The following is a 25,950-nucleotide window of genomic DNA, read 5'->3' as shown; positions in this document are numbered from 1 at the left end:
GGGGGCCGGGGCGCGGGGGGGGGCCGGCCCCCGCCCGGGAGCCCCCCGGCCCGCCGCGGTCGCGCTCGGGCCCGGGCCGGGGGGGGCGGCGCCGCCCGCCGCCACCGCGGCGCCCGCCGCCGCCGCCGCCGGGACCCTGCTCGCCGTGGCGGGCTGCGCCGTCCCGGTGGCCGCGCTGCTGCGGCGGCGGATCGCGCCACTGCTGGCCCGCGCATGAGCCGTACACCCACGCATCCACCGTGTTCCGATGATCTGACAATGGAGTGAGAGATGGCTTTCCTGGTTGCCGGTCTGGTGCTCGTCGGAGCGATCGGCCTGCTGAATCTGCTGCTGCTCACGGCCGTCGTCCGGCGGCTGCGCCGGATCGAGGAGCAGCGGGGCGGACCGCCGGAGAGCGGCCCGCGCCCCGGTGACGAGATACCCGATTTCACCGCCGCCGCCCTGGCGGGCGGGAGCGTCTCCCGGGCCGCGCTGGCCGGCGGGCCCGCCGTGCTGGCCTTCCTGTCCACGGGCTGTCCCGCCTGCCCGGCCGCCATTCCCCATCTCGCCGAGTACGCGGCGGCGGGCGGGCTCCCCCGGGAGCGGACGATCGTGGTCATCACCGGCGAGGAGGCGGAGGCGGGCGACCTCATCGAGCCGCTGGCCGCCGTCGCCACCGTCGTGGTCGAGCCCTTCCCCGGCGAGCTGAGCCGGGCGTTCGCGGTCTCCGCGACACCGACCACCGTGATCGTCGACGCGGACGGCCGGGTCACCCACGCCGAGGCGGGCGCCCACCCGCTCCCCGCCCTGGCCGGCGCGTGAGCGGAGCCGGGCAGGGCCGGGTGGGCGGCGCCCGGGAACTCCTGGGCCGCACCGCCGAAGCCCTGGCCCTGACCTGGCGATCGGGCCCGCTCAGCTGTCTGTCGTACGCGCTGCTCGCCGTCGTCCAGGGGCTGCTGCCCGCCGGGATCGCCCTGCTGACCAAGTGGCTCCTGGACCGGATCCAGCACGGCGGGGCGGCGGCCGGGCCCGAGCCGATGGCGCTGGTGGCCGGGCTCGGTGCGCTGACCACGCTGTACGCGCTGCTGCCCGCGCTCTCCGAGTACGCGCGCTCCCGGCTCCAGCGCGGCATCCTGCTGGTGGTCCAGGACCGGCTGTACGGCACGGTCAACGGGTTCACCGGGATGGCCAGATTCGAGACGCCGTCCTTCCTGGACCGGCTGCGGCTGGCGCAGGAGGCGGCCTTCAGCGCGCCGGAGCGGATCACCACCTCGCTCTTCGCGATCGTGCAGCAGCTGCTCACCGTGGCCGGGCTGATCGCGGTCCTCTTCACCGTCTCGCCGCTCATGACGCTGGTCACGGTCGCCGCCGCGCTGCCCATCCTGCTGGTGGAGGTGGCGCTGAGCCGCGAGCGGGCCCGGGTGATGTTCTCCCTCAGCGCCCGCAACCGGCGGCAGCTCTTCTACCAGCGGATGCTGCTGGACCTGGCGGCGGTCAAGGAGATCCGTCTCTTCGGGCTCGGCGGCTTCCTGCTGCGGCGGATGAACGAGGAGACCTCGCTGATCAACGCCGCCGAGGAGCGGCTCGACCGCCGCTCGCTGCTGCGGCAGACCCCGCTGACCGCCCTGGGCACCCTGATCGCCGCGGCCGGACTGGGCTGGATGATCATGGCGGCGGTACGGGGCGAGTTCACCGTCGGGGACGTCTCGGCCTTCATCGCCTCCGTCGCCGGGGTGCAGGGCGCGCTCGTCGCCCTGCTGCTCCAGTGCACCGGGGCGTACCACTCGCTGCTGCTGCTCGGGCACTTCACCGACGTCACCACGGCCGGCCCCGATCTGCCGGTGCCCGCCGCGCCCGCGCCCACCGCGCCGCTGCGGTCCGCGATCACCTTCGAGGACGTCTGGTTCCGCTACGGCGGGGGCGGCCCCTGGGTGCTGCGCGGGGTCACCCTGACGATCCCCGCCGGCTCCTCGGTCGCGCTGGTGGGGCTCAATGGCGCGGGCAAGAGCACCCTGGTCAAGCTGTTGTGCCGGCTCTACGACCCGGACCGGGGCACGGTCCGCTGGGACGGCGTGGATCTGCGGGACATGGACCCGGCGCGACTGCGGGACCGGATCAGCGCGGTGTTCCAGGACTATGTCGAGTACGACTTCTCCGTGGCCGACAACATCGGTCTGGGCGATCTGGAGCACCGCGAGGACCTCGCCCGTATCGTCGCGGCGGCCGAGCGCGCGGGCGCCCACGAGCTGGTCTCGGCGCTCCCCAAGGGGTACGGGACCCTGCTCTCGCGGATCTTCGCCGATGAGGACGGGGACGGCACGGAGACCGGGATGACGCTCTCCGGCGGCCAGTGGCAGCGCCTGGCGCTGGCCCGGGCCATGATGCGCGAGGGCCGGGACCTGCTGATCCTCGACGAGCCCAGCGCGGGCCTCGACGCGGCGGCCGAGGAGAGGACGCACGAGCGGCTGCGCGCCTATCGCGAGGGGGCGACCAGTCTGCTGATCTCGCACCGGCTGGGGGCGGTGCGGCGGGCCGACGCGATCGTGGTGCTCGACGGGGGACGGATCACCGAGTCGGGCACCCACGCCGAGCTGATGCGGGAGGGCGGCGTCTACGCCGGGCTCTTCACCACCCAGGCGGCGGGCTACCGGGACACCGAGTCCGCGCAGAGCACGAAGACCACGAGAACCACGGAGGACGCGGCGCAGTGCTGACCGTGAGAGAGCTGTGCAAGACCTATCGGGCGGACTCCGGTTCGCCGCTGCACGCCTGCGACCGGGTCGACATGGAGGCGGCCCGGGGCGAGATCGTGGCGCTCACCGGGCCCTCCGGTTCGGGCAAGTCGACCCTGCTGCACCTGATCGGGGCGCTGGATGTGCCGGACTCGGGGACCGTCGAGGTCGACGGCCGGGAGATCACCGGGCTCGGGCGGCGCGCCCTGGCGGAGTACCGGCGCGGGGTCGGCTTCGTCTTCCAGCGCTTCCATCTGCTGCCCACGCTCACCGCTCTGGACAATGTGACGGCCCCGGTGCTGCCCTACCGTACGGACTTCGACAAACGGGCGCGCGCCCGTGAGCTGCTGGAGAGCGTGGGGCTCGGGGAGCGGACCGGCGCGCTGCCCTCGAAGCTGTCCGGCGGGCAGCAGCAGCGGGTGGCGATAGCCAGGGCGCTGATCGGCCGCCCCGCGCTGCTGCTGGCGGACGAGCCGACCGGCAATCTCGACTCGGGCACCGGGAAGGAGATCGTGGAGGTGCTGCTGGGGCTGCGGGAGAGGTTCGGCACCACGGTGGTGATGGCCACCCACGACCCCGGGGTGGTGGCCCGCTGCGACCGCGCGGTGGAGCTGCGCGACGGCAGGGTGGGCTGAGATGGCGCGGGGAGTGCGGTGGGCGGCGGCGGCCGGGACCGCCGCGCTGGCGGCGGCGGGGGCGGCCGGGTGGCTGGTGCGCCGACGCTATGTGGCGATCACGGTCGTCGGCCGGAGCATGTCGCCCGCGCTGCTGCCGGGCGACCGGGTGCTGATCCGCCGGGGCACCGGCGCGCTGCGCCGGGGCCGGATCGCGGTGCTCGCGCTGCCCGATCCGGATCCGGCGGTCGCCTGGCGCCGGAGCGCGCCGGTGGGGCGCGATCTGACCGCGGTGGAGTGGTGCGTCAAGCGGGTGACGGCGGTGGCGGGCGACCCGATGCCCGCGCGGGTGGCGGGCGGCGGGGAGCGGGTGGCGGCCGGGGAGGTGGTGGTCGTCGGGGACTATCCGCTGAGCCAGGATTCCAAGCAGTACGGGCCCTGCCCCGAGGGGCAGATCCTCGGGGTGGTGGTGCGCAGGCTCTCCCCGGCGGCCGGGCCGGGCCGCCCCCGCGCGGCGCGGGGGCGGGGGCGGGGGTGACGGGCCTTACGCGGGGTCGTCGCCGCCCGGGCCGGAGGCGCGTTCCAGCTCGTGGCGGAGGTCGTCGAGTTCGCTGCCGCCCGCCATCTGACGGGTCAGCTCGTCGAGCGTCACCGAGCCCTTGGTGTGGCTGCCGGACATCCGGCCGCGCTTGAGGAGCACGAAGCGGTCGCCGACCAGGAACGCGTGGTGCGGATTGTGGGTGATCAGGACCACGCCGAGCCCCGCGTCCCGGGCCGCCGCCACGTACTTCAGCACCACGCCGGACTGCTTGACGCCGAGCGCGGCCGTCGGCTCGTCCAGGACCAGCACCTTCGCGCCGAAGTGAACCGCGCGGGCGATGGCGACGCACTGGCGCTCGCCGCCCGAGAGGGTGCCGATCGGCTGGTCGACGTCGCGCAGATCGATGCCCATGCGCAGCAGCTCGGTCCGGGTCGTCTCGCGCATCAGCTGGACGTCGAGACGCTTGAAGGGGCCCACCCCCTTCGTCGGCTCGGAGCCGAGGAAGAAGTTCCGCCAGACCGGCATCAGCGGTACGACCGCCAGATCCTGGTAGACGGTGGCGATGCCCCGGTCCAGGGCGTCCCTCGGCTTCGCCAGCCGGGCCGGCTCGCCCTCGATCGAGAAGGAGCCCGCGTCGTGCTGGTGCAGCCCCGCGATGATCTTGATGAGGGTGGACTTGCCCGCGCCGTTGTCGCCGAGGACGCAGGTGATCTCCCCGGCGTGGACCTCCAGCGACACCCCTTCGAGCGCCCGGATGTTCCCGTAGTACTTGCTGACCTCGTCCAGCTCGATCAGAGCGGGTTCCGTCATCGTGTCGCCTCCGCCCTCTTGCGGACCCATGCGTTCAGCAGGGTGGCCAGGAGAAGCATCGCGCCGAGGAAGAACTTGAACCAGTCCGGGTTCCACTCCGCGTACACGATGCCCTTGCTGGTCATGCCGAAGATGAGCGCGCCGACCGCCGAACCGATGGCGGAGCCGTACCCTCCGGTGATCAGACAGCCGCCGATGACGGCCGCGATGATGTAGATCAGCTCATTGCCGACGCCCTCGCCCGACTGGACCACGTCGAACGAGAACAGCAGATGCTGCCCCGAGATCCAGGCCGCGAACGCCACCCCCATGTAGAGGCCGATCCTGGTCCTGACGACCGGGACGCCGACCGCGCGGGCCGCGTCCGGGCCGCCGCCGACCGAGAAGATCCAGTTGCCGAAGCGGGTGCGCAGCAGAATCCAGGTGGCGAGGGCGACCAGTCCGATCCACCACAGGATGGTCACCTTGATGGTGACGTCGCCGAGGGTGAACTCGGAGGCGAAGAGCGCCTTGGCGGAGGAGAAGCCCTCCATGTCGGCGATGGACTTGGTGGAGACCGTGCCGCTGATCAGCTTGGTGAAGCCGAGATTGAGGCCGGTCAGCATCAGGAAGGTGCCGAGCGTGATGATGAAGCTGGGCAGTTTGGTACGGGTGAGCAGCACCCCGTTGAAGACCCCGATCGCCAGGGTGACCAGCAGGGAGACCAGCACCCCTACCCAGACGTTGGCGGTCAGCTGGTAGCTGACCATCGAGGAGACGAGCGCGGAGCTGGTCACCATCACACCGGCCGAGAGGTCGAACTCGCCGCCGATCATCAGCAGCGCGACCGGGACGGCCATGATCCCGATGGTGGAGGCGGCGTACAGCACGGTGGAGAGGCTGGCGGCGCGCAGGAAGGAGTCGGCGACGATCGCGAAGAAGAGGAAGACGGCGACGGCTCCGACGACCGAGCCCAGCTCGGGCCTGCCCATCAGCCGGCGCAGCGGGGAGGTGCGCAGCAGCCGTTCGTCGCCCGCGCCCGGGTCGCGGGTTCCGGCGGGCGGCGCGGCGGCGCTCATCGGGTCCCCCGCTTGGTGTAGTCCTCCAGCTCGGCGGCGTCGTCCCGGGTGATGATCTGCGGGCCGGTGAGCACGGGCTTGCCGCCGCCGAGGATGTCGGCGTTGTAGCGGTAGAGCCAGAGGAGGTCGACCGCCTCGTACCCCTGGAGATAGGGCTGCTGGTCGACGGCGAAGCCCAGGGTGTCGTTCTTCAGCGCGGCGGCGACCTTGGCGTTGAGGTCGAAGGTGTCGATCTCGGCCTTGCTGCCGGCCGACTTCTTGGCCTTGACGGCGGCGTCCGCGAAGGGCGCGCCGAGGGTGACGATGGCGTCGATGGAGCTGTCGGTCTGGAGCTTGGCCTCGATGGACGCCTGGACGTCGGGCATGTTGGTGCCGTCGACGTAGAGGTTCAGCATCTCGCCGTCGAAGGTCTTCTTCGCTCCGGCGCAGCGCTGCTCGTGGCCGACGTTGCCCTGTTCGTGGAGGACGCAGACGGCCTTCTTCTTGCCCCGGCCGTTCAGCTCGTCGCCGACGGCCTCGCCGGCGACGGTCTCGTCCTGGCCGATGTGGGTGAGCGCGCCGTAGGCCTTGGACTGCTCGGATCCGGAGTTCACGGTGACCACCGGGATGCCGGCGGCGACGGCCTTCTCGACGACGGCCTTCATGGCGTCCGGTTTGGCGAGGGTGACGATCAGCCCGTCGACCTTCTTGTCGATGGCGGTCTGGACGAGCTGGGCCTGCTGCTGGCCCTCGTCGTTCTTGGAGTAGAGGAAGTTGATGTTGTCCTTGGCCGCGGCTTCCTCCGCGCCCTTCTGGACGATGTCCCAGAAGGTGTCGCCGTCGCCCGAGTGGGTCACCATGGCGAATGTCCAGCGGGGGGTGCTCACCGCCGCCTTGCCTGCCGCGGCCTGGGCCTTGCGGGCGTCCTCGGCGCGCTTGCCGCCGGTGCTGCTGCATCCCGCGAGGGACGCCACGAGCACCGCCGCCAGCAGCGCGCCGATCGCGCGTACCCCTGTCCTTGCCCTTGCCACGGTGCCGTGCCCTTCTTGCCGTACTGCTCTCCGGTGCCACCGGGGGGCGATTTGTCGCACCCCAGCCGACCAAGTATGGGTCACGGCAGGTAGGAGGGTGGGCATCGGGTACGCCGCGTGGCTCGCGGGGCGTCCTCGGCGGGCCGCGCCGGAGCCGTCGGGAGGGGCCGTACGAGGGGTGCGGGGGGTGTGCGCCGTACGGGGAGGGGTACGCATGGGGATCCGCCTTCTCTCCCTGGCCGCCGGGTTGCGGCTGGGGAGTTTCTACGGCGGGCCGGGGAGGCCGTCAAGGCTTTGTCCGAACATTCTTACGAGTCAGGGTCGGACCAGGAGCTGGAACTCGAAGGAGTAGCGGGAGGCGCGGTAGATGTGCGAGCCGTACTCGACGGCGCGTCCGGTGTCGTCGAAGGTGGTGCGCTCCATGGTGAGCACCGGTCCGCCCGGCTCCTCGCCGAGCAGCGCGGCCTCCTCCTCGCCGACGGCCCGCGCGCCGACCGACTGGCGGGCGCTGTGCAGGGTGATCCCGGCGGCCCGCATCATCCGGTACAGGCCGGTGGCCTCCAGCCGCTCGGTGTCGCAGTCGAGCAGCTCGGCGGGGAGGTGGTTGGTGAGCAGGGCCATGGGCTCGCCGTGGGCGTACCGCAGCCGTTCGATCCGCCGCACCTCGCTGTTCTCGGCGATCCCCAGGGCCGCCGCCACCCGGGCGCTCGCGGGTTCGGCGACATTGCGCAGCACCTCGGTCGCGGGCCGCTGGCCGGCCGCCTCCAGATCGTCGTAGAGGCTGCTCAGCTCCAGCGGGCGCTTGACCTGGCTGTGCACGACCTGGGTGCCGATGCCCCGGCGGCGCACCAGCAGCCCCTTGTCGACGAGGGACTGGATCGCCTGGCGCACGGTGGGGCGGGAGAGGCCGAGCCGCTGGGCCAGCTCTATCTCATTGCCGAGCAGGCTGCCGGGGGTGAGAGCGCCTTTCTCGATGGCCGCCTCCAGCTGCTGGGCCAGCTGGAAGTAGAGCGGGACCGGGCTGGTGCGGTCCACGCCGAGCTGGAGCGACAGGGACGGTTCCGTCACGTGTCTGGGCTGCTTGGGCACGGGGGCGAGCGTAGTCGCCGCTCATGTTGACGGGAAGTCGTGAGGTTCGGTTGTCAGGACAAAGTCTTGACACGGTGACGGGCCCGGGCCCATTTTTGGCGCATGCGCATCGGACTCATCGGGACCGGACGGATCGGCAGCTTCCACGCGGGGGTGCTCAGCCGCCATCGTGAGGTCGGCTCCCTGGTGGTGGCGGACACGGACCCCGCGCGCGCGGCGGCGGTGGCGGAGCGCACCGGAGCGACCGCCGCCCCCGGTGTGCACGAGATCTTCTCCTGGGGCGTGGACGCGGTGGTCATCACCTCGGCGACCGCCTCGCACGCCGAGCTGATCCGCCGGGCGGCCCGCGCAGGGCTGCCGGCCTTCTGCGAGAAGCCCATAGCGCTGGATCTGCCGGGCACGCTGAGCGCCCTGGAGGCGGTGGAGTCGGCGGGGACCGTGCTCCAGGTGGGGTTCATGCGCCGTTTCGACGCCGGGTACGGGACCGCCCGTGAGCTGCTGCGCTCGGGCCGGCTCGGCCGGCTGCACACCGTACGGGCGATCACCTCGGACCCCGCGCCGCCGCCCGCCGAGTATCTGCCGCTCTCCGGCGGGCTGTACCGGGACTGTCTGGTGCACGACTTCGACATCCTGCGCTGGGTGACCGGCCGGGAGGTCGTCGAGGTGTACGCGACCGGTTCGGACGCGGGCCCGGCGATGTTCCGCGAGGCGGGCGACGTGGACACGGCGGCGGCGGTGCTCACCCTGGACGACGGGACGCTGGCGACCGCGACGGCGACCCGGTGCAACGGGGCGGGCTACGACGTGCGGATGGAGCTGTCGGGCGAGCGGGACACCTACGCGGTGGGCCTGGACGACCGTACGCCGATCACCTCGACCGAGGCGCAGGGCCCGCCCGCCGCCGACAAGCCCTGGCCGGGCTTTCTGGAGCGGTTCGCGCCCGCGTACGAGGCCGAGCTGGACGCCTTCGTCCGGGTGCTGCTCGGCGAGGCCGCGAACCCCTGCGACGGGCGGGAGGCGCTCGCCGCCCTGCGGATCGCCGAGGCGTGCGAGCTGTCCCGGCGCGAGCGGCGGCCGGTGCCGCTGGCGGAGATCCCCGGCGGCTGAGCGCCTCCGTACATCCCTACGTCCCTTGAGTCCCTACGGCCTGTCGTCCTCGTCCAGCAGGCCCGCGTCATGGGCCAGCAGCGCGATCTGCACCCGGTTGTTGAGGCCCAGTTTGGCGAGGATCCGCGAGACATGGGTTTTGACGGTCGGCACGCTCAGATAGAGCGAGGCGGCGATCTCCGCGTTGGACTGGCCCCGGCCGACCGCGATCGCCACCTCCCGCTCGCGCTCGGCCAGCGAGCCGAGCCTGGCCGCCGCCGTCCGCCCCCGGGCGTCCGTCGCACGCCCGGCCGTACCGCCCGCCCCCGCCGCGCCGCCGCCCGCGACGTGCGACATCAGCTGACGGGTCACGGCGGGCGAGAGCACCGGATCGCCCGCGGCCACCCGTCGCACCGCGTCCACGATCTCCGCGGGCGGGGTGTCCTTCAGGACGAACCCGGCGGCCCCCGCCCGCAGCGCTTTGAGCACCTGCTCGTCGGCGTGGAAGGTGGTGAGCACCAGCACCTGCGGAGCGCCGGGCAGGCGGCGCAGCTCCTCGGTGGCGGTCAGTCCGTCCACGCGCGGCATCCTGATGTCCATCAGCACCACGTCGGGGGCGTGCCGCTCGATCAGCGCCGGGACCTCGGAGCCGTCCGCCCCCTCTCCCACGATCGTCAGATCGTCGGCCCCGCCGAGCATGAGGGCGAGTCCCGCGCGGACCAGGGGATCGTCGTCGACCACGAGCAACCGGATAGTCATGCCGCCCACGGTAGCCAGGCCCTGACATGGAATCCGCCGTCGCCCGTCCTGCCGTGCTCCAGGCTGCCGCCCGCGAGGGTGGCGCGCTCGGTGAGCCCGATCAGCCCCTGGCCCGAGCCGGGCACCCGGCCGGGCTCTCCGACGGGGGCGGGATTGTCGACCTCCACGACGACGCCGTCGCCCGGGGCGCCCCGGACGGCGACCGTGACCTCCGCGCCCGGCGCGTGCTTGCGGGCGTTGGTCAGGGCCTCCTGAGCGATGCGGTAGACGGTGCGGCCGGTGGCGGCGGGGACATCGGCCGGCTCCGGGATGCGGTTGACGAGGACGACCTTCATCCCTGCCTCCCGGGACTCGGCGACCAGCGCGTCCAGGGTGGCCAGGGTCGGCTGCGGCCGGTCGCCCTCGCCCTCGCCCTCGCCAGAGGTGCGCAGCACCCCGATGATCTGGCGCAGGTCCTGGAGCGCCTCGTGCGCGCTGTCGCGGATCACCCCGGCGGCGCGCGCCACCTCGGCGGGCGGCGCGTCGGGCCGGAATTCCAGCGCGCCCGCGTGGACGCTCAGCAGGGTGAGCCGGTGGGCGAGCACATCGTGCATCTCCCGGGCGATGGCCTCCCGGGCCAGCCGCTGCGCCTGCTCGGCGCGGAGTTCCGCCTCGGCCTCGGCCCGGTGGGCGCGTTCGCGCAGGACGACGACGAGCTGCCGGCGGGACCGGACGAGCATGCCCCAGCCCATCGCCAGCAGGACGAGGACGATTCCGGCGATGATCGAGGTGAGGAGGCCGACGCCCGGTTCGGGGCGCAGCAGGGGCTGGACGAAGGCGGTCACCAGCGCCAGTGCCCCGACGAGGGCGGCCGGGCGGAACGGCCGGTGCACGGCGACGCTGAACAGGCCGACGAGGAACGCCCCGCCCGCGACCGGTGAGAACACCCCGGCGATCGTGAGGACCACCGCGATCCGGACGGGCCAGCGCCGCCGCAGCCAGAGCGCGCAGCAGGCGGCCGCGCCGACGAGCTGGTCGAAGAGGACGACCGCGCCACTGGTGTTGATCTGTTCGCTGCTCTCCGCCGCGAGCAGTCCCACGGCTGCGGCGAGCAGGAACAGGACGGTGTCGACGACCCAGTCGCGCACGGTCCGCCTCGGCCTGCGGCCCTTGGGCCGGCCGCCCCCTTCCGGCGGTGGATCGCCCGGCAGCTCCGGGTCGTGGGGGTCCGCCATGGCCGAGGGGAGCAGCCAGGGGTATTCCGTACGCGTCATACGGACAAACGTACGCAGCATCGGCGCCCCCGGGCTCCCCGTGGCGGTGAACGGCTACCAAAGTCGCGGAACAGGAGACTTTCGGCCCGGCGGCCCATCCGGAGGACCGACGCGCGGCGGGCGCGGCGGGTTCCAGGATCGGCGCATGAAGAAGTTGTACGAAGTCCTCGGTGTGGTGTTGCTGTTCGGCGGCGTGAGCGGAGTGATCCAGGAGCTGACGGGGTGGTTCCCCTTCATGGGGTACACCCGTTTCCTCATCGAGAACGTGGATCTCCTGGCGGGCCGGGCGGTCTTCGCGAACATCGTGATCGCGGTGGTGGGTTTCGCGGTCCTGATGATCGCGGACCGCCGGGGGCGGTAGGGCCCGGCTTCACGGGCCGGGCGGTCAGTAGCTGCCGTACTCGGGGCGGCCCGCGCGCTCGTAGACGTGGATGGCGACGCCCGTGCCGGTGGTGCGGGCGTGGAGGTGCCGGAAGGCGGTGGGCGTCCCGCCCTCGGGGAAGAGGCGCAGGCCCTCGCCGAGGGCCACGGGGAAGACCAGCAGCCGTACGACGTCGACCAGGTCGTGCGCGAAGAGCGACTGGGCGAGCCGGCCGCTGCCGTGGATCTGGAGTTCGCCGTCCGTGGCCTCCTTGAGCGCGGTGACCTCGCGCGCCAGATCGCCGCCGATGACGGTGGTGCCGTTCCAGTCGGCGTGGGTGAGGGTGGTGGACGCCACGTACTTGGGGAGGGAGTTGAGACGGGAGGCGATCGGGTCGGCGGGGTCGGTCACCTTCGGCCAGTACCCGGCGAAGATCTCGTAGGTGCGGCGGCCCAGCAGAAACGCCCCGGCCCGGTCGAAGACCTCGACCATGAACCGTCCGAAGTCCTCGTCCCCGTAGGGCACCGACCAGCCGCCCCGGGCGAAGCCTCCCTCCCGGTCCTCGTCGGGGCCGCCGGGTGCCTGCATCACGCCGTCGAGGGTGAGGAAGGTGGTGAGAGTGAGCCGGGACATGGGGGAGCACCTGCTTCCGTACGGGGAGTACCGACGCCGGACCGATCCTCCCCCGGTGCCCCGCCCGGCCGTCGGCGCCACGGCCGTCCCGGTCCCGTTTCCACCCGCGCGCCCCGGCGGGGGTGGGCCTTCCCGCCGTCAGACGTCCAGGGGGCGCCAGGTGAAGGCGGAGCCGTCCCGCCGGACACGGCCGAACACCACATCGGCGAAGTGGATGCCGAAGCCGATCGTGTCGGACTCCGCCAGCTCCTCGACGAGCCGGCGGCGGTGCTCGGCGGCACGGACGGGGTCGTGGTCGAAGACGGTGGACCACTCGGGGTGGGCGATCTGGATCGAGGAGTGCAGGGAGTCGCCGAAGGCGATGAGCCGCTGCCCGCCCGAGGTGATGACGTACTCGGCGTGTCCGGGCGAATGACCGGCGGTGATCCGCATCCGTACACCGGGGAAGATCTCCTGCCCGTCGGCCACGGTACGGATCAGGGGTGCCAGGCCCTCGGCCTCCCGCACTTCGAGGAGGTCGCGCCGGGCCCATTCCGGTTCGGACACCAGGCAGTTCACATGGGCGAACGCGGGCCGGTCGGCGCCGGGTGCGCGACGCCAGGCCCAACCGGTGTGATCGGGGTGGAGATGGGTGAGGGCCACCGCCTCGATCCGCTCGGGCCCGCTGCCGAGCAGGGCCAGGCTGTCCAGCAGCGCGCCCCCGTGGATCCCGCCGAGCGGGCCGTCCGGCGCGGCCGGCCACGACCGCGGCCCGAACCCCGCGTCGATCAGCAGCGCACGGTCGCCGTGCTCCACCAGCAGACCGCCGACGCCCGCCACCAGGGCGCCGGACTCGTCCAGATACCCGGGATGGGCGGCCCACACCTCGCCCGGCGCGTCGGGGATCAGATCGCGCGGCCGCAGCCGCAGCGCCCCGTCCGGCACATAGGACACCTTCGTGTCGCCCAGCCGTACCGAACGGATGCCGGCCGGCCGCCGCAGCCGCTCGTCCCGGTCGCTCGCGGAGTACGTCATACCCATCTCCCCCATTGCTCCGGCGGGTTGTCGATGACGACGATAAGCATCAAGTTTGAACTGTACAAGCTCGGAATATTCTTGCTTGATGAACTTGTTAGGGTGGGATCCATGACGACGCCCCCGGAGCCGCACGCCATCGCCGAACGGGAGCTGTGCTGCCTGGTGAACGGGCTGGCCCAGCAGATCGCCGACCATGTGCGCGAACGCGCCGCCGTGCTGGGCCTCACCGCGGCCCAGGCGACCGCGCTGCGGGAGATGGCCGGGCCGATGACGATGCGAGAGCTCGCCGAGCGCATGAGCTGCGAGCCCTCCAACGCCACCTTCGTCATCGACAAACTGGAGAAACAGGGCCTGGTCGAGCGCCGTTCCCACCCCACCGACCGCCGCGCCAGACACCTCGTCCTCACCCCCGCGGGCAGCGCCTCCCGCGAACGGCTCCTCGAACTCCTCGCGCAGGGCTCACCACTGGCCGGTCTCGACCCCGAACAGCGGCGCGCCCTGCGGAGTCTCCTCGAACAGGCGATCACGCGTTCCTGGCCGGCGCCGGCGAAAGCCACGACCTAGGCGCTCAGCTCCCGGTGGCGTTCGGCGAGCCGGGCCGCGCCGTCCGGGGTCAGTTCGCCGAAGACCCGCAGTCGGGCGATGCCGCCGTCCGGGTAGACGTCGAGTCGCAGCTCGGCGCCGATCGCGGGCTCGGGCGGGAGCAGTCGGTGCGCGGTGTCGGGTTCGAGCCGGGTGCGGGGGAGGAGGTCCGTCCAGGGCGCGTGGGGGCCGTCGCGGAGGGAGAGGGAGGCCCATCCGGCGCTGTTGCCCTTGAGGTGGGCGGTGTCGATCTCGACCGCCCGGATCAGGGCCCGCTCCGCCAGCCGGTAGCGGATCCAGTCGTTGCCCCGGTCGCGGCGGCGGCGGGTCTCCCAGCCGTCGTCCATCCGTCGCGCGCGTCCGGGCCTGATGGTGTTCACCGCGGGCGAGTAGAAGAGGTCGGAGGCCTCCTCCACCCGGCCGCCGTTCTCCAGCGCGACCAGGTCGAAGGTGCCGAGGGTGCCGAGCCAGCGCGGATCGGGCACGACCTCCCCGTACGCCCGCAGCCTGGCGACGCCCCCGTCGGGGTGCTGGTTGAGCCGGAGATGGGTGAAGCGCCGCTCGGCACGGACGGTGAAGCGATTCTCGGCGTGTCCGCCGACGGGGGTACGGGGGACCAGTTCCGTCCACTTCACCGCCGGGCCCAGCAGCTCGTCCGGGGAGGGCGTGCCGTCGGCCGAGGCGGCCTCGACGGAGATCGCGGCCGGGTGGTTGCCCCGGAAGTGGGCGGTGTCGACGACGACGGCGCGTACGACGCCGGGCGCGCCGAGGCGGATCAGCGCCCAGTCGTGGTCGTCGGCGAGGGGGTGCGGCCGGCCGGCCGAGCCGCCCCGGCGGCGGCGGGTCTCCCAGCCGTCCATGACCTTGCCCTTGTGGCCGAAGCTCCCGGGGTGGAACTCCGCGCGGCCGGGCAGCAGCAGATTCTCGCGGTCGGCGAAGAACTCGTCGTTGGCGGCGACGACTCCGGAGCCCAGACGCCGGTCGGCGAGGTCGACCCAGTGCGCGGGGGCGGTGTGGGCGGCGGCGCGGTAGTCGGCGTAGGGATCGCCCCCGGCGTACGGCTCCGCGGCCCCGGTGAAGGAGGTGTCCCCGGCGGGGGCCGGGTGCTCGGCGGGGGTTCGGGGCATGGGTCAGCCGGTCCTTTCCAGGAGTCGCCCGGCCGGTGCGGCCAGGACGCCGCGGGCCGCGATCCGTTCGCCGCGCAGCCAGGTGGAGCGGACGACCCCGTGCAGTGTTCTCCCCGCGTAGGGCGTGACCGGGTTGCGGTGGTGGAGACGGGCGGGGTCGACGGTGAAGGTCTCCTCGGGGGCGAGGACCGCGAAGTCGGCGTCGTGTCCGGGGGCTATCGCGCCCTTGCCGCCGAGACCGGCGATCCGGGCCGGGCCGTACGACATCCAGCGGGCCACGTCCGCCAGGGTGTGCCCGCGCCGCCGGGCCTCGGTCCACAGGACCGGCAGCCCCAGCTGGAGCGAGGAGACACCGCCCCAGGCGGTGGCGAAGTCGGCGGTCTTGAGGTCCGCGGTGCACGGCGAGTGGTCGGAGACGACGCAGTCGATCGTGCCGTCGGCCAGCCCGGCCCACAGCCCGTCCCGGTTCGCCGCCTCGCGGATGGGCGGGCAGCACTTGAACTCGGTCGCCCCGTCGGGGACTTCCTCGGCGGTCAGGGCGAGGAAGTGCGGACAGGTCTCGGCGGTGATCCGTACGCCGTCCGCCCTGGCCGCCGCGATCAGGGGCACCGCGCCGCACGAGGAGAGATGGAGGATGTGCACCCGGGCGTCCAGCCGCCGGGCCAGCGCGATCAGCAGCTCGATCGCGCCGTGCTCCGCCGCCGGGGGACGGGAGGCGAGGAAGTCGGCGTAACGGGGGCCCGGCCGCTGGGGCACGAGCCGCGCCGGGTCCTCCGCGTGGACGATCAGCAGGCCGTCGAAGGCGGCGGTCTCCGCCATCGTCCGGGCCAGCCCCGCCCGGTCCAGCGCCGGGAACTCCTCCGCCCCGGACGGCGACAGAAAGCACTTGAAGCCGAGGACCCCGGCCCGGTGCAGCTCTCCCAGCGCCGCCGCGTTGTCCGGTACGGCACCGGCCCAGAAGCCGGTGTCGACATGCGCCCGGGAGCGCGCCATCGCCTGTTTGACCCGCAGCGCGCGGACGGTGGTCGTCGGCGGGACCGCGTTGAGCGGCATGTCGACGAGGGTGGTCACCCCGCCCGCCGCCGCGGCGCGGGTGGCGCTCCAGAAGCCCTCCCAGTCGGTGCGGCCCGGGTCGTTCACATGGACATGGGTGTCGACCAGGCCGGGGAGCACGGCGTCGTCGCCGACGTCCTCGACCCGTGCGCCGGGCCCGGGCTCGGCGCCGTACGGGAGGACCGCCGTGACACGGCCGTCCGCCACCGCCACCGAGGCCGCGCGGGCCCCCTCCGGAGTGATCACCCGGGTGGAGCGCAGCAGCAGGGGCCGTCCCGGACGCGCGTCGGCTTCGGCCACCCGTTCTCCTTCCGCGCCCACGGGCGAAATTCAACGAACTGTGGAAGGAGTCTTCACCCGGGTGTCCCGCCCGTCAAGAGTCCGGCCGCGGGAGAGCCGGGGGCCGTGCGAAAGGGGTGTCCAGGGTGCTCGACCGCAACGGACAAACACCATCTGACCGGCATGAACGCCGGTTCGGGGGCGGGTTGGCGGCGACCGCGCCCCGGTAGGCTGCTCACTTGTCCGTCCGCCCGAAAGGACCGCCACCCGTGCCGACGTCCAGCGCCAGCACCTCCGACGCCGCCAAGACCGCCAACAGCGGTGGTGTGCAGTCACTGGAGCGCGCCTTCGACCTGCTTGAGAGAATGGCCGACGCGGGCGGCGAGGTCGGGCTGAGCGAGCTGTCCGCCAGCAGCGGACTGCCGCTGCCGACCATTCACCGTCTGATGCGCACCCTGGTGTCCTGCGGCTATGTCCGTCAGCAGCCCAACCGCCGCTACGCGCTCGGCCCCCGGCTGATCCGGCTGGGCGAGTCGGCGTCCCGGCTGCTGGGCACCTGGGCGCGCCCCCATCTGGCCCGGCTGGTCGAGGAGACCGGCGAGACGGCGAACATGGCGCTGCTCGACGGCGACGAGATCGTCTATGTGGCCCAGGTGCCGTCCAAGCACTCCATGCGGATGTTCACCGAGGTCGGGCGGCGGGCGCTGCCGCACTCCACCGGGGTCGGCAAGGCACTGCTCGCGGGCGCGGCCCCGGACGAGGTGCGGGCGCTGCTGCGCAGGACCGGTATGCCGGCCGCCACCGACAGGACGATCACCACGCCCGAGGGCTTCCTCCAGGCTCTGGAGCTGGTGCGGCGGCACGGGTACGCGGTGGACGACAGCGAGCAGGAGATCGGGGTGCGCTGTCTGGCCGTCCCGGTGCCCGACTCGCCGACGGCGGCGGCCATCTCCATCTCGGGCCCGGCGGGCCGGGTGACGGACGCGGCCACGGTGCGGATCGTGCCGGTGCTCCAGGAGGTCGCCCGCGAGCTGTCGCGGACGCTGAACAGCGCGGGCGCGGGCACAGCCGCGGGGTGAGCGGGCGGGGAGGACCCGGCCCGCTCACCCATGGCTCCTTCTCAGCCCCTTCTCAGCCGGCCTCGGCCGCCGCCTCGTCGATCAGGTCGGAGATGTCCCTCGGGTGGGACGCCAGCGAGGCGTGGCTGGCGGCGAGTTCGATGGTCTTGCGCGGTGACATCCGCGCCGCCATCTTCCGCTCGTTGTCCGGGTGGATCATCCGGTCGTCGGTGGAGACCTGGTACCAGACGGGCTTCTTCTTCCACGCGGGCGCGGTGATGTTGTCGCCGAAGGTCGAGGCGAGCGGGGCCTTCTGGGTCACCGCCATGACCAGCGCCTCGTCGTCGCTCAGATCCTGGCCGAAGCTCCAGTGGAACTTGTCCTGCTTGATCCAGAGATACCCGTCGGAGTCCGGCGCGAGATTCTCGAAGGCCGCGGGCGGCAGCTCCTGGCTGATGCCACCGGGGCTCTCCCCCGCGTCGGGCGCGAAGGCCGCCACATAGACCAGTCCGACGACATTGGGCAGATCGCCCGCCTCGGTGATGACCGCGCCGCCGTAGGAGTGCCCCACCAGGACGACCGGACCGTCGACCTGGTTGACCATCTTCCGGGTGCGCTCGGCGTCCTCGGCGAGGGAGGTCAGCGGGTTCTCCACGGCGTACAGCGAACCGTATCCCCGGTTCCGCAGCTCCAGGATGACCTTGCCCCAGTGGGCGGCTCCGCCCCAGAATCCATGCACCAGAACGACTGCTGGCTTGTCGGCCATATCCGTTTCCCTTGATCAATGGACGGTCGTTTCGAGGCTTTCCTCCCCACGCTAAAACGACCGTGCCGGAGCTGCCACCGCTGACGCCCCGCCCCTTCGGCTACCCCGGGGATCCGGCGGGCGGCCCGGGCGGGGCCTCGCCGAAGAGATCCACGGCATGCCTCACCTGCATCAGGGCGGGTCCGAGCGCGCTGACCGAGCCGATGGCCCCGGCGATCAGCAGCAGGGAGCACCGCATCCGGGCGATCTCGGGCCGTCCGCCGGTCACCATCGCGGCGAGCGCCGCCAGCTCGTCCTCCGCGATGTCCCGGTCGGGGAATCTCCCGGGATTTCCGGCCAGTTCACGGCGCAATCTGGAGACGGCCGCCCCCAGCGCGGCCGCTCTCGGGTCCTTCCCGCTCCCTGTCACCGGCGTCTGCCCCACGCTCCGCAACAAAGCACTCCCCCTCGCACACCCCTGGAATCGGTCCCCACGACCGTCAGTCGACGGCCAACCACCCAGAGTTGCGGGCAAGTTAACGCCATTGTGTGCGGTACGCGCCACTCCGGGGACCGAATTCAGGACGACGGAGGTACATCGCGTCGACGCCGGGCGGCGGAGCGCGCCCGCGGGCCGTCGGGGAGAGTTGTCCCCATGACCTCCCCCTTCCCGCGTCTGACCTCTCCCCTCCCGCGTCCGGCCGTCGCCGGACTGCTGCTCGCGGCGGGCGGCGGCCGACGGCTCGGCGGCCGGCCGAAGGCGCTGCTGGGCCACCGGGGCCGGCCGCTGGCCGAGCACGCCGTACGGATTCTGCGCGAGGGCGGCTGCGACCCGGTCCATGTGGTGCTGGGCGCGGCGGCCGGCCGGGTGCGGGCCGAGGCCGATCTCAGCGGCTGTGTCCTTGTCGACAACCCCGGCTGGGCGGCGGGCATGGGCTCCTCGCTCCGGGCGGGGCTCGCCTCGCTGGCCGCCGCGGGCGCGGACGCGGCGCTGGTCTGCCTGGTGGACCAGCCGGGCGTCGGGGCCGAAGCCGTCGCCCGGGTGCGTGCCGCGTACCGCTCGCGGGCGACGCTGGCGGCGGCCTCGTACGGCGGGGAGCGCGGCCATCCGGTCCTGCTGGGCGCGGACCACTGGGCGGCCGTGGCGGCCGGAGCGGCGGACGACCGGGGGGCCCGCGCCTACCTGCGGGAGCGCGCCTCGTCACTCGTACTGGTGGAGTGCGGCGACGTGGCCGACCCCTGCGACATCGACACGCCCGCCGACCTCGGCCGCCTGGAGGGCCCGGGTTCGCCGCCCCGCCCCGGGCGGCCGACCGGCTGATTCGGGCCGTCGCGGCCCGACGGCCGCCCGGGGGCGGGGTGTGCCGCTGCCATGATGCGCGCATGAGCGGACTGCGGGTCGCCGTCGTGGGCGGCAGCATCGGGGGGTGCGCGGCGGCCCTCGCCGCGCATCGCGCGGGCCACGAGGACATCACGGTGTACGAGCGCACCTCGGGCGATCTCGCCTCGCGGGGGCTGGGACTCGCCGTCCACCACTCGCGCTACGCGGAGCTGGAGCGGCGCGGCTATCTGGACGCGGCGATGCCGTGGACGCCGATGGCCGAGCGCCGCTGGTACGTCCGCGAGGGGGACGCGCCGCTGGGCCGTCTCATCGGGTCGGGCCATTTCCCCTTCCGTACCTACAACTGGGGTCCGCTCTGGCGGGAGTTGCGCTCCCGGCTCCCGGCCTCGGTCGTCTTCCGCTCCGGTACGGCGGTCGGCTCGGCGGCCGAGTCGGCGGCCGGGGTGCGGCTCGGCACGGCTTCCGGTTTCGCCGACTACGACCTGGTGGTCGGGGCCGACGGCTTTCGCTCGGTGATCCGGGAGGCGGTCTGTCCGGGGGTGCGTCCCGCGCACGCGGGGTATCTGGCGTGGCGCGGGGCCTATCCGGAGAGCAGGCTGCCGGATCCGGGGCGGTGGGAGACGAGCGCCACGGTGTACGCGGTCTTCGACGGCGGCCACGCGGTGATCTACCGCATCCCGGACGGCGAGGGCGGTCATCTCGTCAACTGGGTGCTCTACACGGCCCCGCCGCCCGGGGCCGACACCGGCGCGAGCGGGCCGGCGGCCTCGCTCCATCCGTATCTGGCCGGGTTGGTCGAGGACCGGCTGCCGCCGTTCTGGTCCACCCTGGTCGGCCTCACCGCGCCCGGCGAACTCATCGTGCAGCCGATGTACGACTTCACGGCCGCCCCGGGCGTCACCCGCCGTCTCGCCCTCGTCGGCGACGCGGCCGCCGTCGCCCGTCCGCACACCGGCGCGGGGGCCGTCAAGGCCCTTCAGGACGCCACGCTCCTGGAAGACGCCCTGACGGCGCACCGGTCGCTGCCGGCGGCCCTGGCCTCGTACGACACCGCGCGCTCCGCCGTGAGCGGCGGCATGGTCGATCTCGGCCGCCGGCTCGGCCGCGCCCTGGTCGAGGCGGCTCCGCCCTGGGCCTCGCTGGACCGGGCGGGTCTGGACGCCTGGTGGGAGGAGGCGGACGCGGCGGGGTTGTTCGGCGGGCGGAGGCTGGACGGATGACGGCCCGTCCCGGCCCGGCCGCGCCCGCCGGGACGGGCGGGCGCGGCCGGGGCCGAGTCGGGTCCGGTCGGGTCAGCGGACGACGACCGTGCGCTGGGCGGAGAAGTCGCCCCACTTCCCGTCGGGGAGCTTGGCGCGGAGCTTGATGCTGTAGCGGGTGCCGGCCGGTTCGGTGACCGTCATGGTGTACTTCGCCTTCCCCTCCGGCATAGTGCCCCAGACGATGGTGGTGGCGGGCTTCCCGTTCAGATACAGCTCGTGGGACTCGATGTCGCCGTCCGCCTTCGGAGGCGTCCAGGACAGCTCGATGCTCCCCTTGCGGGCGGTGGCCGTCAGATCGGTGGGGGCGGTGCTGGGGCCCTCGCCCTCGCCCGCGGGGGTGGTGAGGTCCACGGCCCCGCTGTCCGGGGAGGAGTTGTCGGCGGCGTCCCGGGCCCGGACGGTGAAGGTGTAGACGGTGCCGGGGCGCAGCCCGGTGACCTTGGCGCTGGTCTCCGTGCCGGAGACGCTGTGGATGCGGGAGTCCTCCTGGTAGATGTCGTAGGAGGTGACGGCGGTGTTGTCGGTGGCCTTGCCCCAGTCGAGGGTGACCGCGTGCGTTCCGTCGAGCTTGCCGCGCAGCCCCGAGGGGGTGGTGGGGGCCTTCTTGTCCTCGGGGGTGGGCTGAGGGGTGGTGACGGCCTTCGCGGGGCTGGGCTCGGAGAGATTGCCCGCCTTGTCGCGGGCGCGGACGGTGAAGCTGTACGCGGTGCCGGGCTTGAGGCCGTCGACGTCGACCATGGTCTTGGTGCCGGGGAGCGTCTTGACCTTGACGTCCTTCTGGAACACCTCGTAGCCGGTGACGGCCTTGTCGTCGGTGGACGCCTTCCACATGACGTGGACGGAGGTGGAGCTGCCTGCCTGCGCGGTGACGTCGGCCGGGGTCGTGGGGGCCTCGGTGTCCTTGTTGTCGCCTCCGCAGGCGGTGAGGGTGAGCGCGGCCAGGGCGGCCAGCGCCAGGAGTGTGGGGGGACGTTGCACGGGTGGGACCTCCGCAAGCGGACTGAGAATGGTCCAGACCTATATGACACGGGGGGCGACCCGACATCAAGGCCCGGCCGGGGATTCGTCCTGGGACGTCCGCACATGACCGCCGGGCGGGGCGCTCAGCCGAGGTTCGCGCCCGCCACCAGGAAGCCGCAGATCAGCACCGCGAGAAGGGCCAGCAGGGGCCAGACGAACCGGAGATATCTGTCGTAGCCCACCTTGGCCAGCGCGACGCCGCCGATGGTGACGGCGGTGGTGGGGACCCAGAGGTTCATCCAGCCGCTGGCCGCCTGCCACGCCGTCACCACCACCGCGCGGGAGACCCCGGCGAAGTCGGCGAGCGGGGCCAGGATCGGCATGGCCAGGGTGGCGTGGCCCGACGAGGAGGGGATCAGAAAGGCCAGCGGCAGATTGACGACGAAGACGATGACGGCGAAGAGCCCGGAGGAGGTGCCCCGCACCACGCCTTCGATCGAGTGGAGCACGGTGTCGGTGATCTGCGAGTTGTTCATGATGACGGTGACCCCCCGGGCCAGCACGATCACCAGCGCCGGGGAGATGAAGTCCGCCGCGCCCTGGACGACGACGGCGCTGAGCCGCTGTTCGCCGAAGCGGGCGACGATGCCGACCAGGACGGCCGCGACCAGGAACAGCGCCGCCAGCTGGGGGAAGGACCAGCCGAGTTCGAATCCGTACGGGGTGGCGGTCGCGTCGCCGGTCAGGGCGCTCGCCCAGGGGACCACCGAGAAGATCATGAAGGCGAAGACCAGGACCACGAGAACGAGGACCGTGCGGTGCAGGGCGGTCAGCTCCGGCGGGTCGGCGGCCCCGGCCGCGGCGTGCTCGCGGTCGCCGGGGAGGAAGCCGGAGAGCGAGCGGCCCGGGTCCCGCCGCACGCGCCGCGCGTAGCGGACGACATAGCCGATCGTCACCGCCGTCAGCACCACCCACATCACGGCGCGCAGGACGATGCCGTCGCCGAGGGAGATGCCCGCCGCGGAGGAGGCGACCCCGGTCGCGAACGGGTTGACGGTGGAGCACAGTACGCCGACGCCCGCGCCCAGGATGATCGTGCCGGTCGCCGTCATCCGGTCGTAGCCGAGGGCGAGCATCAGCGGCACGATCAGCCCGTAGAAGCCGAGGGTCTCCTCGGCGAAGCCCTCGACCGTGCCGAGGAGGGCGAAGACCAGCATCACCCCGGCGATCAGCAGCGCTCCGCGGTCGCGGAGCCGGTGGGCGAGCCGGGCGATGCCCAGGTCGAGCGCGCCGGTGGCGAAGACGACGGTGATGAAGGCCCCGATGGCGAGGACGAAGAGGAAGACGCCCGCGCTGCCGTACAGCTCGCCCGCGAGATCGGGGCCGACGACGCCGGTCCTGAGGTCCTGGATGCCGTAGAGGCCGTTGACCGGGGCGAGGAAGAGATCGTTCAGACGGTCGGCGAGGCTCTGGCCGCTCTCCACCCGGTGGTAGGTGCCCTCGATCGGAGCGCCGTCCTCGTCGCGGTCATAGGTTCCGGGCGGGATGAGGAAGGCCAGCGCCCACACCGCGAGGGTGACCAGGACCAGGACGGTCAGCGCGCTGGGGAAGGCGAAGCGCCTGCCGTCCGCGGGCTCCTCGGGGGCCTGCTCGGGGGCGGCCGTCGGCCCGCCCGCCCCGGGTCCCGGATCCATCGCTGAACCCCCGTTCGCGACCGGCGCGGCCGGTTCGGTCGATGTGGTGCGGCTGAGAACAATGGATCACACGGACGCCCCGGCCGCACATCGGCGAAGCCCGTCCCACCCCGCTCCACCCGCGTTCATATTTTCGATCGGCACCTTTCCGGGGGAAGATCGTTGGGCGTTCGGCCGGGTATTCCAGAGCGCGAGGTAAAGATGTCCACGACCGAAGAGTATTTGGCGAACAACGAGACGTACGCGGCGACTTTCTCGGGGCCGCTCGCCCTGCCGCCGGCCCGGAAACTGGCGATCGTCACCTGTATGGACGCCCGTATCGACGTCTACGCGATTCTGGGGCTGCGCCGGGGCGACGCCCATGTCATCCGCAACGCGGGAGGCGTGGTCACCGAGGACACCGTGCGCTCGCTGACCATCAGCCAGCGGCTGCTGGGCACCCGGAAGATCATGCTGATCCATCACACGGACTGCGGAATGCTCACCTTCACCGACGATGAATTCAAACGGGAGATCGAAGAGGACACGAAGATTCGCCCGCCGTGGGCCCCGGAGGGCTTCTCCCATCTTGAGGACGACGTTCTCCAGTCGATGCGCCGCATTCGGGTGAACCCCTTCATCCCGCACACCGGTTCACTGCGCGGATTCGTCTTCGACGTGGACAGCGGACGGCTGACCGAGGTGAAGTGAGGGCGGCCGGGGCCGGGCCGCTCAGCCGGCGGTGGCCAGCAGCTCACGGACCCGGCGGCGCAGGCTCTCGTCCGCCGCGGCGGGCTCGGCGCCCACCCCGGAGACGACGACCCGCAGGTCCCGTTCGGCGATGGCGGTCAGCCGGGCGGTCACCTTTTCGGTCAGCGCTTCGGGGCCCAGCGCCGCCAGGGCTTCGAGGGCGGTGGTCCAGTCCGTCTCCCGCTCCACCGAGGTCAGCAGCAGATCCGCCGCGCGGGCGCGGTCCGTCTCGTGGCCCAGCGCGCAGAGGGCGAGCAGCGCGGCGGGGACCTGCTCGTGGTCGTCGAGGAGCGCCTCCAGGGCGGGGGCCAGGGCGGCGGCGGCCGGGCCGATCAGGGTGGCGGCCCGGGCGGCGGCGGACAGGGTCCGCCGGGTCCACTCCCGGTCGGCGGCCTCCGCGAGGACTCCGCCGAGCACCCGCACCGGCTCGGCCGCGTCCCCCGTCAGCCGCCAGAGCGCGAGGGCCGTCTCGATGTCGGCGTCCATGTCGGGAACGGTCCGCCGGGTGCCCGGGGGCGTCAGGGCAGCCCACAGCCGGGGTATCAGGACATCGCCCTCGGGCCCCAGCTCCCCCGCCGCCCGGGACAGCTCCGGCGCGGACTCCTCCGTCAGCGCGTCCTTCAGGGCGCTCACCAGCGGGGCGGTCTCGCCGGTGAGCGTCCGCAGCGCCTGGGCCGCCGCACAGCGGCCCTCCGGCCCCGACTCCCCCGCGGCGGCGGCCCTTCTCAGCAGCCCGGCCGTCCGCTCGCGGCCCTCCGCCGGGCAGATGGCGGCGAGTGCGGGGGCGAGCGGGGCGGGCAGCCGCTCGAACACGGCGGTCAGCTCGGGCAGGGCGGCCGAGGCCTGCCGGCCCCAGCTCAGCAGCAGCGAGGCCAGCTCCCGGGCATCGCCCGTCGTGGTGTCGTCCGCGCCCGCGATCCCGGTGAGCCGGATCCGGATCGCGTTGAGCAGCTCCGGGGTGTAGGGGATCGGGAGCGCGGGCCGGATGCCGGGGAAGCCGGTCACCGCGCGCATGGTGCGCGGCCGGCCGTCCAGATCGCGGGCGAGCAGCGGGCCCGCCTGGTCGGGAGCGATCCGCACGAGCACTTCGAGCGCGCGGTCGGCGGACTCGCCGTCCAGCTCCGCGAGGGCGGCCAGCGCCGGGGCGGCCGGGGCCGCGTGTCCGCCGAGCCTGCCGAGGACCGGCAGCATCGGCACGGGATCCGTGAACGACGGGTCGGCCAGCAGGGCCAGCAGCGCCGGGGCCAGCCGGAGCGGCGCGCCCCGGGAGATCATGCACGCGTGCTCGGCCGCCCACAGCGCCTCTCCCCTCGCCTCCGCGCCCGGCAGCCGCAGCGCGGCCTCGATCAGCTCATAGGCGGCCGTGCGGTCCTCGTCGGTGTCGCGCAGCAGCAGCGCGTCCACCGCGTAGTGCAGGGGCTCGTCGCGCTCCTCGTCGAAGCGGGCGGCGACCAGCGGTCCGGCGGGCAGCAGGGAGACGGTCGTCTCGCGGTGGACGGCGCTCCAGGGCAGGCCCAGATCGAGGCAGCCGAGCACGGCGACGATCCGCACCTCGGCGGGGAGCTCCGGGGAGAGCGCGGCGGTCGCCGCCGCCGCGCCCTCCACCGGGTCGAGCAGGACGAGGGCGGCGAGCAGCTCGGCCAGGACCGCCGGCTCCTCCTCGGCCGCCCGCCGGGCACGCAGCGCCGGGAGCGCCGGGGCCGCGCCGGTGCACCCGGCGGCCCGGACGGCGGCCCGGCGCACCTCGGGGTCCGGGGAGTCGAAGAGCGGCAGGATCAGCGGCAGTTGGTCGGCGACCGCCGAGCGGCAGGCCCCGGGCCGGGGCAGGCCGTACTCGTCCCGGCTCTCCGCTATGCCGCCGAGCAGGACCAGCAGATCCCCGGTGCGGACCCCGGCGGCCGCCAGCCGGGCGAGGAACGGCACGGCCTCGGCCGTCGCCGCGTACACCGTGCCCTGGTGGAGGATGCTGCTCCACAGCTCGTCCAGCGCCTCCGAGGCCTGCTCCTCGTCGCCCGTGAGCGCGCGCAGCATGCCGGGCAGGTCGTCCGCCTCGCCGTAGGCGTGGTCGGCGTCGGCCCAGCGCACACCGTCGAGATCAACGAAAAGCCGCTCAAGATCCATGCCTCAGAGCATCCCACGGAGGTCTGACAACGCCCCCTCGGAAGAGGGCCGGAGGA

General features: G+C 73.3%; 27 protein-coding genes. 12 read left to right on the top strand and 15 right to left on the bottom strand.

All coding sequences use genetic code 11. The annotated features are described in order from the left end of the window. The 5 genes from IE247_RS31735 to IE247_RS31715 form a co-directional block, all read left to right on the top strand. The coding region (locus tag IE247_RS31735; RefSeq protein WP_190126809.1) for a hypothetical protein at nucleotides 1–217 on the top strand (217 nt) is incomplete at its 5' end. A 53-nt stretch (nucleotides 218–270) separates the two neighbouring features. Beyond that, the gene (locus tag IE247_RS31730) at nucleotides 271–801 is read left to right on the top strand and encodes a TlpA family protein disulfide reductase (protein WP_190126808.1); all 531 of its coding nucleotides are present in this window, start codon (nucleotides 271–273) and stop codon (nucleotides 799–801) included. Further along, nucleotides 798–2,693: an ABC transporter ATP-binding protein gene (locus IE247_RS31725; protein WP_190126807.1), complete on the top strand. Its 1,896-nt coding sequence runs from the start codon at nucleotides 798–800 to the stop codon at nucleotides 2,691–2,693. Before IE247_RS31730 ends, IE247_RS31725 begins: the two co-directional genes overlap by 4 nt. Then, nucleotides 2,687–3,346: an ABC transporter ATP-binding protein gene (locus IE247_RS31720; RefSeq protein WP_229869484.1), complete on the top strand. Its 660-nt coding sequence runs from the start codon at nucleotides 2,687–2,689 to the stop codon at nucleotides 3,344–3,346. The genes IE247_RS31725 and IE247_RS31720 overlap by 7 nt, the downstream gene beginning before the upstream one ends. A 1-nt stretch (nucleotide 3,347) precedes the next feature. Then, nucleotides 3,348–3,863, top strand: a complete 516-nt coding sequence (locus tag IE247_RS31715) for a S24/S26 family peptidase (RefSeq protein WP_190126806.1) — start codon at nucleotides 3,348–3,350, stop codon at nucleotides 3,861–3,863. Nucleotides 3,864–3,869: 6 nt separating this feature from the next. On the opposite strand, the gene IE247_RS31710 is transcribed toward IE247_RS31715, so the two are convergent. The 4 genes from IE247_RS31710 to IE247_RS31695 form a co-directional block, all read right to left on the bottom strand. Next, on the bottom strand, nucleotides 3,870–4,706 hold the full coding sequence (locus IE247_RS31710) for an ATP-binding cassette domain-containing protein (protein ID WP_190126805.1): 837 nt from the start codon (nucleotides 4,704–4,706) through the stop codon (nucleotides 3,870–3,872). After that, on the bottom strand, nucleotides 4,673–5,734 hold the full coding sequence (locus IE247_RS31705) for an ABC transporter permease (protein WP_190126804.1): 1,062 nt from the start codon (nucleotides 5,732–5,734) through the stop codon (nucleotides 4,673–4,675). Before IE247_RS31705 ends, IE247_RS31710 begins: the two co-directional genes overlap by 34 nt. Beyond that, the gene (locus IE247_RS31700) at nucleotides 5,731–6,744 is read right to left on the bottom strand and encodes a sugar ABC transporter substrate-binding protein (protein WP_190126803.1); all 1,014 of its coding nucleotides are present in this window, start codon (nucleotides 6,742–6,744) and stop codon (nucleotides 5,731–5,733) included. The genes IE247_RS31705 and IE247_RS31700 overlap by 4 nt, the downstream gene beginning before the upstream one ends. 315 nt (nucleotides 6,745–7,059) lie before the next feature. Next, nucleotides 7,060–7,833, bottom strand: coding sequence for a GntR family transcriptional regulator (locus IE247_RS31695; RefSeq protein ID WP_308433275.1), 774 nt, complete (start codon nucleotides 7,831–7,833; stop codon nucleotides 7,060–7,062). Nucleotides 7,834–7,935: 102 nt separating this feature from the next. On the opposite strand from IE247_RS31695, the gene IE247_RS31690 reads away from it, so the two are divergent. Continuing rightward, nucleotides 7,936–8,940, top strand: coding sequence for a Gfo/Idh/MocA family protein (locus IE247_RS31690; RefSeq protein ID WP_190126802.1), 1,005 nt, complete (start codon nucleotides 7,936–7,938; stop codon nucleotides 8,938–8,940). A 33-nt stretch (nucleotides 8,941–8,973) separates the two neighbouring features. Here the strand turns inward: IE247_RS31690 and IE247_RS31685 are convergent, their stop codons facing one another. Continuing rightward, a complete protein-coding gene (locus IE247_RS31685; RefSeq protein WP_190126801.1) occupies nucleotides 8,974–9,678 on the bottom strand; it encodes a response regulator transcription factor in 705 nt (234 codons plus the stop codon). Then, on the bottom strand, nucleotides 9,675–10,931 hold the full coding sequence (locus IE247_RS31680) for a sensor histidine kinase (RefSeq protein ID WP_190126800.1): 1,257 nt from the start codon (nucleotides 10,929–10,931) through the stop codon (nucleotides 9,675–9,677). The genes IE247_RS31685 and IE247_RS31680 overlap by 4 nt, the downstream gene beginning before the upstream one ends. Nucleotides 10,932–11,076: 145 nt before the next feature. On the opposite strand from IE247_RS31680, the gene IE247_RS31675 reads away from it, so the two are divergent. After that, nucleotides 11,077–11,292 (top strand): hypothetical protein, encoded by a 216-nt coding sequence (locus IE247_RS31675; RefSeq protein WP_190126799.1) that lies wholly within the window; start codon nucleotides 11,077–11,079, stop codon nucleotides 11,290–11,292. A 24-nt stretch (nucleotides 11,293–11,316) separates the two neighbouring features. On the opposite strand, the gene IE247_RS31670 is transcribed toward IE247_RS31675, so the two are convergent. Both IE247_RS31670 and IE247_RS31665 read right to left on the bottom strand, forming a co-directional pair. Further along, entirely contained in the window at nucleotides 11,317–11,925 is a 609-nt protein-coding gene (locus tag IE247_RS31670) for a dihydrofolate reductase family protein (protein ID WP_190126798.1), read from the bottom strand. 138 nt (nucleotides 11,926–12,063) lie between these two features. After that, on the bottom strand, nucleotides 12,064–12,939 hold the full coding sequence (locus tag IE247_RS31665) for an MBL fold metallo-hydrolase (RefSeq protein ID WP_190126797.1): 876 nt from the start codon (nucleotides 12,937–12,939) through the stop codon (nucleotides 12,064–12,066). Between the two features lie 111 nt (nucleotides 12,940–13,050). On the opposite strand from IE247_RS31665, the gene IE247_RS31660 reads away from it, so the two are divergent. Then, the gene (locus IE247_RS31660; RefSeq protein ID WP_190126796.1) at nucleotides 13,051–13,506 is read left to right on the top strand and encodes a MarR family winged helix-turn-helix transcriptional regulator; all 456 of its coding nucleotides are present in this window, start codon (nucleotides 13,051–13,053) and stop codon (nucleotides 13,504–13,506) included. On the opposite strand, the gene alc is transcribed toward IE247_RS31660, so the two are convergent. Beyond that, entirely contained in the window at nucleotides 13,503–14,651 is a 1,149-nt protein-coding gene (gene alc, locus IE247_RS31655) for an allantoicase (protein WP_190126795.1), read from the bottom strand. The two genes, IE247_RS31660 and alc, sit on opposite strands and share 4 nt — an antisense overlap. A gap of 3 nt (nucleotides 14,652–14,654) precedes the next feature. Beyond that, nucleotides 14,655–16,004 carry an allantoinase AllB gene (gene allB / locus IE247_RS31650; protein WP_229869483.1) on the bottom strand — a complete coding sequence of 450 codons (1,350 nt, stop codon included), beginning with the start codon at nucleotides 16,002–16,004 and terminating at the stop codon, nucleotides 14,655–14,657. A gap of 248 nt (nucleotides 16,005–16,252) precedes the next feature. On the opposite strand from allB, the gene IE247_RS31645 reads away from it, so the two are divergent. Further along, nucleotides 16,253–17,062: an IclR family transcriptional regulator gene (locus IE247_RS31645; protein ID WP_190126794.1), complete on the top strand. Its 810-nt coding sequence runs from the start codon at nucleotides 16,253–16,255 to the stop codon at nucleotides 17,060–17,062. Nucleotides 17,063–17,114: 52 nt separating this feature from the next. Here the strand turns inward: IE247_RS31645 and IE247_RS31640 are convergent, their stop codons facing one another. Both IE247_RS31640 and IE247_RS31635 read right to left on the bottom strand, forming a co-directional pair. Then, nucleotides 17,115–17,807 (bottom strand): alpha/beta hydrolase, encoded by a 693-nt coding sequence (locus IE247_RS31640; RefSeq protein WP_190126793.1) that lies wholly within the window; start codon nucleotides 17,805–17,807, stop codon nucleotides 17,115–17,117. 100 nt (nucleotides 17,808–17,907) lie between these two features. Continuing rightward, a complete protein-coding gene (locus IE247_RS31635) occupies nucleotides 17,908–18,243 on the bottom strand; it encodes a DUF5955 family protein (RefSeq protein ID WP_190126792.1) in 336 nt (111 codons plus the stop codon). A gap of 198 nt (nucleotides 18,244–18,441) precedes the next feature. Here IE247_RS31635 and IE247_RS31630 point away from each other — a divergent pair, with 198 nt between their 5' ends. After that, nucleotides 18,442–19,107 carry a nucleotidyltransferase family protein gene (locus IE247_RS31630; protein ID WP_190126791.1) on the top strand — a complete coding sequence of 222 codons (666 nt, stop codon included), beginning with the start codon at nucleotides 18,442–18,444 and terminating at the stop codon, nucleotides 19,105–19,107. 62 nt (nucleotides 19,108–19,169) lie between these two features. Further along, on the top strand, nucleotides 19,170–20,348 hold the full coding sequence (locus IE247_RS31625) for an FAD binding domain-containing protein (protein WP_190126790.1): 1,179 nt from the start codon (nucleotides 19,170–19,172) through the stop codon (nucleotides 20,346–20,348). A gap of 72 nt (nucleotides 20,349–20,420) precedes the next feature. Here IE247_RS31625 and IE247_RS31620 read toward each other — a convergent pair whose 3' ends face one another. Then, nucleotides 20,421–21,368: a fibronectin type III domain-containing protein gene (locus tag IE247_RS31620; protein WP_190126789.1), complete on the bottom strand. Its 948-nt coding sequence runs from the start codon at nucleotides 21,366–21,368 to the stop codon at nucleotides 20,421–20,423. A gap of 125 nt (nucleotides 21,369–21,493) precedes the next feature. Further along, nucleotides 21,494–23,044, bottom strand: a complete 1,551-nt coding sequence (locus IE247_RS31615; RefSeq protein WP_190126788.1) for a YfcC family protein — start codon at nucleotides 23,042–23,044, stop codon at nucleotides 21,494–21,496. 201 nt (nucleotides 23,045–23,245) lie between these two features. On the opposite strand from IE247_RS31615, the gene IE247_RS31610 reads away from it, so the two are divergent. Beyond that, nucleotides 23,246–23,734, top strand: coding sequence for a beta-class carbonic anhydrase (locus IE247_RS31610; protein WP_190126787.1), 489 nt, complete (start codon nucleotides 23,246–23,248; stop codon nucleotides 23,732–23,734). Nucleotides 23,735–23,755: 21 nt separating this feature from the next. On the opposite strand, the gene IE247_RS31605 is transcribed toward IE247_RS31610, so the two are convergent. Continuing rightward, complete coding sequence (locus tag IE247_RS31605; RefSeq protein ID WP_190126786.1) at nucleotides 23,756–25,894, bottom strand: hypothetical protein; 2,139 nt, start codon at nucleotides 25,892–25,894, stop codon at nucleotides 23,756–23,758. Nucleotides 25,895–25,950 lie beyond the last annotated feature (56 nt).

This window comes from Streptomyces inusitatus (assembly GCF_014651115.1).
GTDB classification, from domain to species: domain Bacteria; phylum Actinomycetota; class Actinomycetes; order Streptomycetales; family Streptomycetaceae; genus Streptomyces; species Streptomyces amakusaensis.
This window is presented reverse-complemented; position numbering and strand designations above follow the sequence as displayed.